The following is a 13,090-nucleotide window of genomic DNA, read 5'->3' on the forward strand; positions in this document are numbered from 1 at the left end:
ACCAGTCTGTCCGCGCCGCCACCGATGCATCACCTTGATCAGGTGAACTAGCGGAGGTATCTTCTATGTCTCATCTTCTTCGCATTTCGGTAAAGCCAGAAAGATCGAGAGGTGGCGTACCTGTGGGAACTTTACTGAAAGCCCTGCTGCACCAGCGTCACCTCCAGACCGTTTCAGCGTTCAACCGCGAATACGACCGAATCGCAAGCAAATCCGAACCCGAATTCGTCGGCGCCGGCCCCAAGAAGGCCCAGTTCTATCGCTGGCTCTCCGGAAATGTCACGAGCTTGCCGTACCCTCATCACCGTCGGATTCTGGAGGCCATGTTTCCCGGTTGGTCGGTCGACGAACTCTTCGAAGACTGCGCGAAACCCAGCGATATTCGACTGACCCGCGAAATCCAGACCAGAGCACAAACTCCCGATCGCCTCATGGCCGACGTTGAGGCGGTCTTCGCGAACCGAACCGAGTTCTTGCACGCCATGCCCCCTCGGAAGCTCTTCGAGAACGCTCAGCGGATCGATATGGCGGGCCTGTCACTGAATCTGCTCTGCCAGCAATATTCGGACACCGACCTCATGAGGTTGCTCGAATCCGGCACCAACCTTCGTTGTCTCTTCCTTGATCCGAACGGAACCCACATCCGTGCACGGGAGACCGAGGAGGGTCATCCACCCGGGGTGCTGTCGAGCCTTACCGAACTCAACATGCAGTGCTTGATACGAGTGCAGCAAAAATCCGCCACACAGCAGATAGAGTCCATTCAGATCCGAACTTACGATGAGACCGTCCGTTTCAATATCACCATCGTCGACTCCGCAGTATGCGTCATTCAGCCCTACTTGCCGACAGCCCGAGGAGTCGAATCTCCGACGCTGATCGCGCGAAAATCAGATCCGCCAGGGCTTTTCGACACCTTCTCCGAAGTCTTCGAAACCATGTGGTCCAGCGCTCGGGAGGCACCGTCGATATGACAGGCCGTGGAGACGAACTACTCGCAATCGCCCGTTCGGCTGTTGACCAAGGAGCCGAACTCCTCAGCACGGCCGATCGAGGAATCGTCCACACCAAGAACGACCGTGACTACGCGACTGACCTGGACCACCGAATTCAAGAGCACATCAGGCGGTATCTGGCCGATGCGACACCCGAGTTCGGTTTCCTGGGTGAGGAAATCGGTGACGGTCCGCCCGACAGCACTGGCGGGTACATGTGGATTCTCGACCCGATCGACGGAACATCCAACTTCATCCATGGATTGCCGCTCTGCGCGGTGTCGCTAGCTCTGGTTCGCGATGGTGAACCGGTCATCGGAGTCATCGCCGCACCGTTCCTCGACCTCGAGTACTATGCTGCGGCTGGGCAGGGCGCGTGCGGCAACGACAAGCTGATCACGGCGAGCAACACCAAAACGCTCAGCCGAGCGATCATTTCCATTGGTGACTACGCGGTCGGTCCGGACGCGGAGCCCAAGAACAAGCGCCGCATTGCCCTCACCGCCGCATTGGCAGCAACCGTCGAGCGCATACGAATGTTCGGATCCGCAGCTCTCGATCTCGCATGGGTCGCCGAGGGACGGATCGATGCCTGTGTCATCCTATCCAACAAGCCCTGGGATACGGCCGCTGGCGTGCTCATCGCCCGCGAAGCGGGCGCTGTTGTCCTCGACTCCTCCTACCGTCGGCACAGCCTCGACTCCCGTGACACGATCGCCGCATCCCCAGCTGTTGCCGACCAACTCGTAACTCTGATCGAAAGATCGAGCTGAACGTCCACAGTCGGGCCGTTTGCGAGCACCACTCCGTCGATCGGATCGGTAAGTCCGATTCCGATCCGCCCTGGCCTTCAGGCCGACCGGGTCGACGGCCGCCGCGGCGTGCCGAACAACTGTGCATCCCCATGCGCGCGCTTGAAGAACAGATGCGCGTCGTGCTCCCACGTGATCGCGATGCCGCCGTGCAGCTGGACGGTCTCGGCCGCGATGGCGGTGAGCGCCTCCGAGCAGTGCACGCGGGCGACCCACACGTCTTCGGCGGCCGACGGGCTGTTCGTCGCCACGGCCGTGGTGGCCGCGACAGACGCGGACCTGGCCGACTCCAGCAGCACGTACATATCCGCCATCCGGTGTTTGAGCGCCTGGAAGCTGCCGATCACACGGCCGAACTGCACTCGGGACTTGGCGTACTCCACCGTCATCTCCAGGCAGCGTTCCGCGACACCGACCTGCTCGGCGGCCACAGCGGCCCAAGCGATCTCGCGCAGCCGCGCGATGGCGCCCGTCGGATCACCGGAGCCGAGGCGGCGGGCGGGTGCCGCGGCGAAGGTGATCTCGGCGAGCCTTCGGGTGGGGTCCATGGTCGGTGCGGATCGCAGGGTGATACTCGGGGCGGTGGGCTCGACCTCGAAGAAGCCGGTCGGGGTCACGGCGACGAGGGAGTCGGCGGACATCCCGTCCAGCACGTAGTGCGCGGTGCCGGTGAGGGTTCCGTCGGCTTCGTGCACGCCGTGCTCGTCCCAGCCGCTCTCGTCCGCCCAGCAGACCGCGATCGTCCTGGTGCCCTCGGCGACCCCGGGCAGCAGCCGCGCACACGCCTCGGCATCGTTCGACAGCAGCACGGCCTGTGCGCCGAGTACGGCCGAACCGAGCATCGGCACACCAGCGAGTGTTCGGCCCACTTCGCCGACCACCACAAGGGATTCGACCAGGCCGGCGCCGAAACCGCCGTACTCCTCGGGAATGGCCAGCGCGCCCACCCCGATCTGCTCGGACAGCAGCCGCCACAGTACGGGGTCGTAGCCCAGCTCGGTATCCATCGCCGCGCGCATCGCGGCGGACCCGGCGTGCTTGGTGAGTAGCGCCCGGACCGACGCGATGAACTCCTGATGTTCGGAAGTGCTCATGACCGCACCGCGCCGGCGCTCGGCTCCGTCATGCGCGCCGTGCGCCGTGTTGATGATTCGCTCGCCGCGCTCATGCGGTGCCTCGCAATGCGCCGCCTTTGACGGTGTCATCGCGCAGCGCACGAGCGATGCGGGAACGATGCAGATCCGATGTGCCCCAGGCAGAACGAAGCGCCGTCACCTTGGTCAGCCACAGCGACAGGTCGTATTCGGCGGTGTAACCGATCGCGCCGTGCACCTGCAGCGCGGCGCGCGCCGCCCGGTAGGCCGCATCGCCGCAGGCGATCACGGCGGCCGACACGTTACGGGCGCGGGTCGGTTCCCCCATGGTCAGCGCGGCGCGGAAGAGTAGTGGCTCGGCCAGGTCCAGCCCGATCAGCACGTCGGCGAGCTTCTGTTTCACGGCCTGGAATTCGCCGATCGGCTTGCCGAACTGCTTGCGCTGCTTGGCGTATCCGGTGGCAGCGTGCAACAGCGACCGTCCCGCGCCGAGCAGCTGGGCCGCGCAGGCCAGTGCGCCGGTATCAAACCCGGCAGCGGCGGCGTCGCGCACCTGCGGCCCCTCGGCGACCACGTCGTCGAGGTCGACGGCGAACAACCGGCGCGCGGCATCGACCGACCGCACCAGGCCGGCGCGATGGCCGGTGCTCAGCTGCGTGCCGTCGGCGTGCAGCACCACCTCGGCGGTGTCGGCGTCCAGCGCGACGCTGCTCTGGCCGGGTGTCGCGAAGGCCACGGTGCCCAGCGCCGCGCCCCCCGCGAAGCCGGGCAGCCACCGTGCGGCCAGGCTCTGGTCCGGAAGTGCTTGCAGCAGCGCCGGTATCGCGGCAGCGGTCTCCACCAGTGGGCCAGGCACGGCGGCCCTGCCGATCTCCTGGAACGCCACGACCAGATCGATCGGTTCGGCGCCGACGCCGCCGTGTTCCTCGGCGACGGCGAGGCCGAGGACACCCGCCTCGGCTAGCTGCTTGATCAGTGCGCGGCCGGGACGCGGGTCACCAGCGGCCCAGGCGCGCACGACATTCGGCGTGCGCCCCGCGTCGAACAGCTTGCGCAGACTCGTGCCGAAGTCGAGCTGTTCGGGACTGAGCGCGAATCTCATCGAGCCCTCCTTTCCATACGCGACTCCCGCGTCGTAGAAGCAGACCAATAGATGGCTCGAGACGGGTAGTCGCCGGACAGGTATTGCACACTCATCGGCTGCTTCCTCTCGGTAGTCCGAGCAGCCGCTCGGCAATGATGTTGCGCTGAATCTCGTTGGTGCCCGCGTAGATCGGACCGGACAGCGCGAACAGGTAGCCGTCGGTCCACGGCCCGGCCCGCTCGGCTGCCTCGCCGAGCACCGCCAGCGCGGTGTCGTGCATGGCGATGTCGAGTTCGGACCAGAACACCTTGGTGATCGAGGATTCGGCGCCCAGCTTTCCGCCCTCGTCCAACCGGGTGACGGTGGCGAAGGTGTGTAGCCGGTAGGCCTCGCTGCCGATCCAGGCGTCCACCACGGCGTCGCGCTGTGTGGTGTTGGTGTGGTCGCCACTGTCCAGCCACAGATCGATCAGCCGCTGCGCGGTGGCGCTGAAACGGCCCGGGCTGCGCAGTGAGAGGCCGCGTTCGTTGCTGGAGGTGCTCATCGCGACCCGCCAGCCCTCGCCCGGCGCGCCGATCACGTCGCGGTCGGGCACGAACACGTCGTCGAGGAAGATCTCGGCGAAGCCTGGCTCGCCGTCCAGCTGTGGGATCGGGCGCACCTGCACACCGTCGGCGGTCAGCGGGAACATCATGTAGGTGAGGCCCTTGTGCCGCTCGGCCTCCGGGTCGCTGCGGAACAGCCCGAACGCCCAGTCCGCGTAGGCGGCGCGTGAACTCCAGGTCTTCTGGCCGCTGAGCAGCCAGCCACCGGTGGTGCGCCGGGCGGTGGAGCGGATGCCCGCCAGATCGCTTCCCGCCTCCGGCTCGGACCAGGCCTGCGCCCAGATGTCGTCGCCGCGCGCCATCCGCGGCATTATCCGCTCCAGCTGCTCGGGCGTGCCGTGCTCGAACAGTGTCGGCGCGAGCAGGAAGATGCCGTTCTGGCTGACCCGCCCCGGTGCGCCCGCGGTGTAATACTCCTGCTCGAACAGCACCCATTCCAGCAACGAGGCGTTGCGTCCGCCGAACTCCTCCGGCCAGGCGACCGCGGAGAGGCGTGCGTCGGCGAGGGTGCGCTCCCACGTGCGATGCGCCTCGAAGCCGGCCATGGTGTCCATCGAGGGCAGCGGTGGGGTGGGTTTGTTCGCGGCGAGGAATTCGCGGACCTCCCGCTGAAATTCCTGAGTCGCCTGGTCGAGATCCAGATCCACTACGTTGTTCCGTTCTGTTCCGCGGTGCTCGCCGTGGCCTTCATCGACTTGGCGTTCATGCCGCCCAGTGCATCGGCGCCGACTTCCGCGTTGTGCGCGTGCGCGAAGTGGTGCAGCCCGAAAACCGAGTCCATCCCCGAACGCATACCCATCAGGTCCTCGGCTTGGTTGACCGCCTTCTTGGTCAGGGCGAGCCCGAATTGCGGCATGGTGGCGATCTTCTCGGCGAGCGCCAGGGTCTCGGCCTCGAGCTCCGCGCGCGGCACCACCCGGTTCACCATGCCCCATTCCTTGGCCTGCGCTGCGCCGAATCGGTCGCCGGTGAAGAGGAACTCCTTGGCCGCGCGGGGTCCCATCACCCAGGGGTGCGCGAAATATTCGACGCCCGGAATGCCCATGCGGACAACCGGGTCGGAGAAGAACGCGTCGTCGGAGGCGATGATCAGGTCGCACACCCATGCCAGCATCAGCCCACCGGCGATGCAGGCGCCCTGCACCATCGCGATAGTCGGCTTCGGAATGTCCCGCCACCGCCTGCACATGCCGAGATAGACCTCGAGTTCGCGGGCGAAACGCTGGTCGCCGCCGACCCGGTCGACGTGGTCCCACCACAGCGCGGCCTTGTTCTGGTACCGCACGTGGTGGTCCCGGCCAGGGGTGCCGATGTCATGCCCGGCGCTGAAGTGTTTCCCATTGCCCGCCAACACGATCACCCCCACCTCGGCGTCGTCCACGGCCCGCTCGAAGGCGGCATCGAGCGCGTAGGTCATCACCGAGTTCTGCGCGTTGCGGTAGTCGGGCCGGTTCAGTGTGACAATCGCGACGCGGCCACGCCTCTCGTAGGTGACGACTTCGCCCTCGTGTTCTTCCCTCTGCGTGCTGTGTTCTGCTCGCCCCTCCGCGCTGTGTTCTTCCCGCCCCTCCGCGCTGTGTTCTGCTCGCCCCTCCGCGCTGTGTTCTTCCCGCCCCTCCGCCCCGACGGGGATTGCCGGTTCCGACATTACGATTTCTCCTCACGTAATTGACGTTTGAGCACTTTCCCAGCGGCGCTGTAGGGCAGCTGATCGCGGAACTCGACGAACCGCGGCACCTTGAAATTGGCCAGCACGGTGGTGGCGTGGGCGAGCACCTGCTCCTCGGTGAGCCGCGAGCCGGGCTTGCGTACCACGTACGCCTTGCCCACCTCGCCCATCCTGGCATCGGGTACCCCGACGACGGCGGACTCGGCCACGCCATCCAGCCGGGCCAGCGCCTGCTCGATCTCGGCCGGGTACACGTTGAAGCCGCCGGAGATGTACATGTCTTTGAGCCGGTCGGTGATCTTCAGATACCCGCGGTCGTCGAGCGTGCCGATATCGCCGGTGTGCAGCCAGCCCTCGGCGTCGATGGTCTCCGCGGTGCTCTCCGGGTCGTCCAGGTAGCCGAGCATCACGTTGGGTCCGCGCAGCAAGACCTCTCCTGCCTCGCTGAGTCGCAATTCGAAGTCCGCGATCGGCCTGCCGCAGGTATTCGCGATGGTCTCGGCGTCGTCGTCGGCGCGGCACATGGTGCCGAATCCCGCGGCCTCGGACAGGCCGTATGCGGTGATGACGACGTCGAATCCGAGTTCCGAACCCATCCGCTCGACCAGCACGACAGGCACCGTCGCCGCGCCGGTGACGGCCACTCGCAGCGTGCTCACGTCGTACTTGGCGCGGTCGGGGAAGTCGAGGATCGTCTGATAGATAGTCGGCGGCCCTGGCAGCACCGTGATCTTCTCTTCGGCGACCAAGCGCATGGTCTCCGGCACGTCGAAGGTGGCCTGCGGGATGGTCGTTGCCCCGGTGACGAGGCAAGCGAGGATGCCCGCCTTGTAGCCGAAGTTGTGGAAGAACGGGCTCACCACCAGATACCGGTCGTCACCGCGCAGCGTGGCGCATTCCGCCCACGCCCGCACCACCGACAGCGCCTGCCGATGCGCGACCAGAGTGCCCTTGCTGCGACCGGTGGTGCCGGAGGTGAACAGGATGTCGGAGATGTCGTCGGGGCCGACCGCCACGGCGCGTTCCTCCGCCTCGGCCACCGTGACCCGTTCGGCGACGGTCGCAAGCTCCGACCAGTCCAGAGCGGCGATGTCGGTGTTCTCACCGCCCGCCTCGACCGGAATGACCACCACCGTGTCGATAGCGAGAGCGCGTGCGGCCGCGCGGAGTTCTGCGAGCCGGTCGCGGCCGAGGAAGTTCCCTGCGACGAAAAGTGCCTTCACCTCCACCCGGCCGAGCAGGTCCGCGGCCTCGTCGGCGACATAGCGGGTGTTCAACGGCACCAGTGCCGCGCCGGCGTAGTGCGCGCCGAGCGCGGCGATCACCCAGTGGTGGGTGTTGGGTGCCCACATGGCTACCCGGTCGCCGATACACACACCGCGCGCGATGAGTGCCCGCGCCACCTCCTGGACCGCCTCGAGCAGCTGCGTCCAGTTCAGCCGGACCGGGCCGTCGGCGATAGCCGGTGCGGCGCCGAACGTGCGGGCGGCGTGGTGCAGTGCCATCGGTGTCGTTTGTGCAGGGGTTGTCACGTTTCCTCACCGTCCGTGCGAGCCACTTATGTCCGCGCTCTACAAAGCAAGTGCTTGGTAGGTTATCCTACCGGCGTGGGTGCTATCCAGACCTCAGAATCCGACACCGCTGCGCCGGACGGACGGTTTTCCGCTGCGCAAGACGCGCAATTCGCCACCGAGGTGCGCGAGTGGCTGGCGGAGAACCTCGACGGAGAATTCCGTGAGCTGCGCGGCCTCGGCGGTCCCGGTCGAGAGCACGAGGCCTTCGAGGAGCGGCTCGCCTGGGACCGGCACCTGGCCGCGGCGGGGTGGACCTGCCTGGGTTGGCCCAAGGAGTACGGTGGCCGGGCGGCGACTGTGCGCCGGCAGGTGATCTTCCACGAGGAGTACGCCAAGGCCAACGCGCCCGCGCGGGTCTCGCACGTCGGCGAGGAACTGCTCGGGCCCACCTTGCTCGCTTTCGGCACCCCCGCCCAGAAGGATCGGTTCCTGCCGGGCATCCGCGCGGTCACCGAGCTGTGGTGCCAGGGCTATTCGGAACCGGGGGCAGGGTCGGACTTGGCCGCGATCAGCACCGCGGCGCACCTGGACGGCGACGAGTGGTCGATCAATGGGCAGAAGATCTGGACCTCGCTGGCGCATGTCGCGGACTGGTGTTTCCTCGTCGCCCGCACCGAGCGCGGCTCTACCAGGCACAAGGGCCTTTCCTACCTACTCGTCCCGATGCAACAGCCGGGCATCGACGTGCGCCCGATCATCCAGCTGACCGGCACCTCGGAGTTCAACGAGGTCTTCTTCGACAACGCGCGCACCGCGGCCGACCTGGTGGTCGGCGAGCCTGGTGACGGCTGGCGCATCGCCATGGGCACACTGACCTTCGAGCGGGGCATCTCCACGCTCGGCCAGCAGATTCGGTTCGCGCGTGAGCTGGCCGATATCGAAGCGCTGGCCCATCGCACCGGCGCGGCAGACGATCCGCTGATCGCCGACCGGGTCGATCGGGCCTGGGTCGGGCTGCGCGTCCTGCGTGCGCACGCGATGCGCACGCTGGGGGCCGCGGGTGTGGACGATGGGGGCGGCCAGGCGTCGGTGGCGAAACTGTTGTGGGCCAACTGGCACCGCGGCCTCGGCGAGCTGGCCATGGCCGTGCTCGGCGCGCGCGGGCTGGTGGCGGGCGAGGACGATCTCGACGAATGGCAGCGGCTGTATCTGTTCACCCGCGCCGACACCATCTACGGAGGTTCGAACGAAGTGCAGCGCAATATCATCGCCGAGCGCGTGCTCGGACTGCCGCGTGAGGCGCGCGCGTGATGGGGCCGCTGTCGGTCGCCCCCGCGCCGGTTCCGGGGCACGGCCTGCTGACCGGACGCACCGCTGTGATCACTGCCGCCGCGGGCACTGGCATCGGTTCGGCCACCGCGCACAGGCTGCTCGCCGAAGGCGCTGATGTGGTCGTCTCCGATTGGCATGAGCGACGTCTCGCGGAGACCGCGACCGAGCTGGCCGCCGAGTTCCCGAACCGGCGGGTCGCCTCGATCGCGTGTGACGTGCAGAGCACCGAGCAGGTCGACGCGCTGGTGCGCGGCGCTGCCGAGGCCATCGGCCGGATCGACATCATGGTCAACAACGCCGGGCTCGGCGGCGAGACCCTGGTGGTCGACATGACCGACGAGCAGTGGGGCCGGGTCCTGGATATCACCCTGAACGGCACCTTCCGCTGCACCCGTGCCGCGCTGGCCTACTTCCGCGACGCCGGCCACGGCGGCGTGATCGTGAACAACGCCAGCGTGCTGGGCTGGCGCGCGCAGCACGGCCAGGCACACTACGCCGCGGCCAAGGCCGGCGTGATGGCGCTGACCAGGTGCAGCGCGGTCGAGGCCGCCGAATTCGGCGTCCGGATAAACGCGGTGGCGCCGAGCATCGCCAGGCACGCCTTTCTGGACAAGGTCAGCTCGACCGAACTGCTCGACCGGTTGTCCGAACGCGAGGCATTCGGCCGCGCGGCCGAGCCGTGGGAGGTCGCCGCGACGATCGCGATGCTGGCCAGCGACTACACCTCTTACCTGACCGGCGAGGTGGTCTCGGTCAGTAGCCAACGTGCCTGAGCTGCTGTGTTTGTTTTTGCAGCGCCTGCGGCGCTGCGCTGTTCGCGCCTATTCGGCACGCTGAGTGGACGGCTGATCAAGGTGTGGAAAACGAGGGCGCATCGGCTCACCGGGTGTGCCATGCTGGATGGGGTCGAATCTCATACCCGCCAAGGGGGCGATGGCTATGGGCCTGGATCGCCCACCTGCCCGCGAACAATTGGAACTCGAGTTGGTGCGCGAAGTCGTGCTGGCCAGACGGCGGCTGGACAGTTTGATATTTTCCGCGCTCACGCTCGGAGCCGAACTCATCGAGCACACCTCCGAATGCGCGACCGCCATGCGTGCCGCGCAGATTCTCGAGGAACACGCCGTCGACGAAGGCGAGGTCGCACGCGACCCGCGCGGTGCGCTACGCGCCGATCTGGCCCGCGATCGGGAGCGCGCCAGACGCATCGGGCTGAGCTCCGAATTCGACACTTCCGAAAGTGAAGAGGATCGGCGCAGACAACGCCAGTACGCGCTGCTGTGCGAGGTCCGCGCGGATCTGCTCGCCGTCGTCGCGAAGTGTCGGAAGTTCCGGTTCGACCGGATGGCTTTCGCGGACGAGGTCGCGCGCGGTCTGTGCGCCGCTACCGACAAGATGGTGCTGGCCGCGGACATGGAAACCTATCGCGCCTGGCAGCGCGGCATGCTGCTCAAGCTGATCGAGGAGCCTGTGCGCTACGGCCCGCCGCGGGTGATGGCCACGGTGGACGCCGGACCCGACCGTGGCGAGCTCACCGTCGAATGGGACAGCTGCGAGCGTCGTCTCGCACTCGTCACGCGGATGGCCAGGGCCGGCGTGTCACCCGTGGTGATCTGCGATCGGTTGCTCGCCGACCTGTCGGTCTCCTCGCCACTGCGCTACTCGGCGCGCTGAGTCACCGTGCCAACCCACTCGACCAAGCAAATGCTAGGTTGTATTATGGGCTTCGTGACCGCACCAGACGCCTCGAAATCAGCACGGCGCAACGAACTGCTCGCACTGGCGGCCGAGCTGTTCGCCGAGCGAGGACTGCGCGCCACCACGGTGCGCGACATCGCCGATGCGGCCGGAATCCTGTCGGGCAGTCTCTACCACCACTTCGATTCGAAGGAATCGATGGTGGACGATATCTTGCGCGGTTTCCTGGACGACCTGTTCGGCCGCTACCGCGAGATCGTCTCCTCCGGGTTGAGTTCGCGAGACACTTTGGAAGCTTTGGTGCTCGCGTCCTACGAGTCGTTCAACCGCTGGCACGCCGCGGTGGCCATCTACCAGGGCGAGGCCAAGCGCCTGAGCACCACGGAGCGGTTCACCTACATCGCCGACTACAACCGCGAATTCCGCGAACTCTGGCACCGGGTGCTGACCAGCGGCGTCGAGGACGGCAGTTTCCGGCCGGAACTCGACGTCGAACTGGCCTACCGGTTCCTGCGCGACACGGTATGGGTCGCGGTGCGGTGGTACCGGCCAGGCGGTGCCATCACCGTCGACAACCTCGCCAAGCAGTACCTGACCATCGTGCTCGACGGGCTCACCGTCCCCGAGCGGCGCACCACGTAGGAGCCCTTACATGTCAGCACCTTCCGCGTCCCGTCGCCCTTACATCCCACAGCGGGACGCCTACGTGATCGATGCGGTACGCACCCCGGTCGGCAAGCGCGGCGGCGCACTGGCGGGCGTGCACCCGGCCGACCTCGGTGCGGTCGCGCTGCGCGGTCTGTTGGACCGCACGCCGATCGACCCCGGCAACGTCGACGACGTCGTCGTAGGTTGCGTCGACAACGTGGGGCCGCAGGCGGGCAACATCGGCCGCACCATGTGGCTGACCGCGGGCTACCCCGAAGAGGTTCCCGGTGTCACGGTCGACCGGCAGTGTGGATCCAGCCAGCAGGCCATCAATTTCGGCGCGCAGGCCATCATGAGCGGCACCGCCGAGGTGATCGTCGCGGGCGGAGTGCAGAACATGAGCGCCATCCCGATCTCCGCGGCCATGCTAGCGGGCAAGGAGTACGGCTTCGAGTCACCGTTCGTCGGCGCGCAGGGCTGGGACCACCGCTACGGCATCGGCGAGGTGTCGCAGTTCCGCGGCGCTCAGCTGATCGCCGAGAAGTGGGGTATCAGCAGGGAGGACATGGAACGCTGGGCACTGCGCAGCCACCAGCGGGCGCGCGACGCCATCAAGAACGGCCGCTTCGACAACGAGATCGTGCCGGTCGGCGACTTCTGGATCGACCAGGGCCCACGTGAGACCAGCCTGGAGAAGATGGCCACGCTCCCCGCACTCGCCGAGGGCAGCCCGCTGACCGCCGCTGTGGCGAGCCAGATTTCGGACGGCGCCAGCGCCACCTTGCTCGCCTCCGAATGGGCCGTGCAGGAGTACGGCCTGACGCCACGGGCGCGCATCCACCACGTGAGCGCGCGCGGCGCGGATCCGATTTTCATGCTCAGCGCCCCGATTCCAGCGACCAAATGGGCGTTGGAGAAGTCCGGTCTGACCATCGACGATATCGATGTGGTCGAGATCAACGAGGCATTCGCACCGGTGGTGCTCGCCTGGCTGAAGGAGATCGGCGCCGACCCGGAGCGTGTCAACGTCAACGGTGGCGCCATCGCTCTCGGCCACCCGCTCGGCGCCACGGGCGCAAAGCTTTTCGCGACACTGCTCAACGAACTGGAACGGATCGACGGCCGCTACGGACTGCTGACCATCTGCGAGGGCGGCGGCACCGCGAACGCCACCATCATCGAGCGGCTGTCCCACTGACTCCGTACCACCGAGCGGCACGTCGGACAAGCGTGCCGCTCGGCTTGTGCGTCACCGATTCGACTGCCGAATCGGCGACTATCCGAGCACGGTCGGACTGAACCTCGTGGTCCGACTGCGCTCGGGACCAAGCCTCCTTTTCGCCACCCTGGGCTGTGGTCTACTCGCCGCCGCCTTTTCCTTTGCCTTTTCCCTTGCCCTTCCCTTTGCCTTTTCCCTTGCCTTTCTCATCGCCACTTCCGTCGCCCTTGCCACCCTCGTCGGACACTTGACCGGAGTCGTCGTCCTGCGCGAGATATGCGACAGTGCCGCTTGCCGTTTCGCTCGTTGCGGGCAGCGCGGCGAGTCCTACAGTCAGCGCACCGGCAGCGACCGCGGCGATCGACACGACGGCTCGAACAGACCTGTTTCCCATACCAAACCTTCCCTGTCGATCGGTTT

Annotated in this window: 13 protein-coding genes; 7 read left to right on the top strand and 6 right to left on the bottom strand. The window is 66.9% G+C overall.

Going from position 1 to position 13,090, the window contains the following annotated elements; genetic code table 11:
* Window positions 1-122: 122 nt before the first annotated feature.
* Window positions 123-974, top strand: a complete 852-nt coding sequence (locus OH799_RS26965; RefSeq protein ID WP_406269543.1) for a DUF5919 domain-containing protein — start codon at window positions 123-125, stop codon at window positions 972-974.
* Window positions 971-1,768 carry an inositol monophosphatase family protein gene (locus tag OH799_RS26970; RefSeq protein ID WP_406269544.1) on the top strand — a complete coding sequence of 266 codons (798 nt, stop codon included), beginning with the start codon at window positions 971-973 and terminating at the stop codon, window positions 1,766-1,768. The genes OH799_RS26965 and OH799_RS26970 overlap by 4 nt, the downstream gene beginning before the upstream one ends.
* A gap of 77 nt (window positions 1,769-1,845) precedes the next feature.
* Here the strand turns inward: OH799_RS26970 and OH799_RS26975 are convergent, their stop codons facing one another.
* The 5 genes from OH799_RS26975 to OH799_RS26995 all read right to left on the bottom strand — a co-directional run bounded on the left by OH799_RS26975 (window position 1,846) and on the right by OH799_RS26995 (window position 7,791).
* Window positions 1,846-2,901, bottom strand: a complete 1,056-nt coding sequence (locus OH799_RS26975; protein ID WP_406269546.1) for an acyl-CoA dehydrogenase family protein — start codon at window positions 2,899-2,901, stop codon at window positions 1,846-1,848.
* Window positions 2,902-2,971: 70 nt separating this feature from the next.
* Window positions 2,972-4,003, bottom strand: a complete 1,032-nt coding sequence (locus OH799_RS26980) for an acyl-CoA dehydrogenase family protein (RefSeq protein WP_406269549.1) — start codon at window positions 4,001-4,003, stop codon at window positions 2,972-2,974.
* Window positions 4,004-4,094: 91 nt separating this feature from the next.
* Window positions 4,095-5,237, bottom strand: a complete 1,143-nt coding sequence (locus OH799_RS26985) for an acyl-CoA dehydrogenase family protein (RefSeq protein WP_406269552.1) — start codon at window positions 5,235-5,237, stop codon at window positions 4,095-4,097.
* Window positions 5,237-6,238 carry an enoyl-CoA hydratase gene (locus OH799_RS26990; protein ID WP_406269555.1) on the bottom strand — a complete coding sequence of 334 codons (1,002 nt, stop codon included), beginning with the start codon at window positions 6,236-6,238 and terminating at the stop codon, window positions 5,237-5,239. Before OH799_RS26990 ends, OH799_RS26985 begins: the two co-directional genes overlap by 1 nt.
* On the bottom strand, window positions 6,238-7,791 hold the full coding sequence (locus tag OH799_RS26995) for a FadD3 family acyl-CoA ligase (RefSeq protein WP_406269558.1): 1,554 nt from the start codon (window positions 7,789-7,791) through the stop codon (window positions 6,238-6,240). The genes OH799_RS26990 and OH799_RS26995 overlap by 1 nt, the downstream gene beginning before the upstream one ends.
* 84 nt (window positions 7,792-7,875) lie before the next feature.
* Here OH799_RS26995 and OH799_RS27000 point away from each other — a divergent pair, with 84 nt between their 5' ends.
* The 5 genes from OH799_RS27000 to OH799_RS27020 all read left to right on the top strand — a co-directional run bounded on the left by OH799_RS27000 (window position 7,876) and on the right by OH799_RS27020 (window position 12,649).
* Window positions 7,876-9,084, top strand: a complete 1,209-nt coding sequence (locus OH799_RS27000) for an acyl-CoA dehydrogenase family protein (protein WP_406282629.1) — start codon at window positions 7,876-7,878, stop codon at window positions 9,082-9,084.
* Window positions 9,084-9,878, top strand: coding sequence for an SDR family oxidoreductase (locus OH799_RS27005; protein ID WP_406269561.1), 795 nt, complete (start codon window positions 9,084-9,086; stop codon window positions 9,876-9,878). The genes OH799_RS27000 and OH799_RS27005 overlap by 1 nt, the downstream gene beginning before the upstream one ends.
* A 127-nt stretch (window positions 9,879-10,005) precedes the next feature.
* Window positions 10,006-10,779 carry a hypothetical protein gene (locus OH799_RS27010; protein ID WP_406269564.1) on the top strand — a complete coding sequence of 258 codons (774 nt, stop codon included), beginning with the start codon at window positions 10,006-10,008 and terminating at the stop codon, window positions 10,777-10,779.
* 45 nt (window positions 10,780-10,824) lie between these two features.
* Entirely contained in the window at window positions 10,825-11,445 is a 621-nt protein-coding gene (locus OH799_RS27015; RefSeq protein ID WP_406269567.1) for a TetR/AcrR family transcriptional regulator, read from the top strand.
* A 10-nt stretch (window positions 11,446-11,455) separates the two neighbouring features.
* Complete coding sequence (locus OH799_RS27020) at window positions 11,456-12,649, top strand: acetyl-CoA C-acetyltransferase (RefSeq protein ID WP_406269569.1); 1,194 nt, start codon at window positions 11,456-11,458, stop codon at window positions 12,647-12,649.
* A 160-nt stretch (window positions 12,650-12,809) separates the two neighbouring features.
* Here the strand turns inward: OH799_RS27020 and OH799_RS27025 are convergent, their stop codons facing one another.
* The gene (locus OH799_RS27025; RefSeq protein WP_406269572.1) at window positions 12,810-13,064 is read right to left on the bottom strand and encodes a hypothetical protein; all 255 of its coding nucleotides are present in this window, start codon (window positions 13,062-13,064) and stop codon (window positions 12,810-12,812) included.
* Between the last annotated feature and the right edge of the window lie 26 nt (window positions 13,065-13,090).

The organism is Nocardia sp. NBC_00881 (genome assembly GCF_045207455.1).
Taxonomy (GTDB): domain Bacteria; phylum Actinomycetota; class Actinomycetes; order Mycobacteriales; family Mycobacteriaceae; genus Nocardia.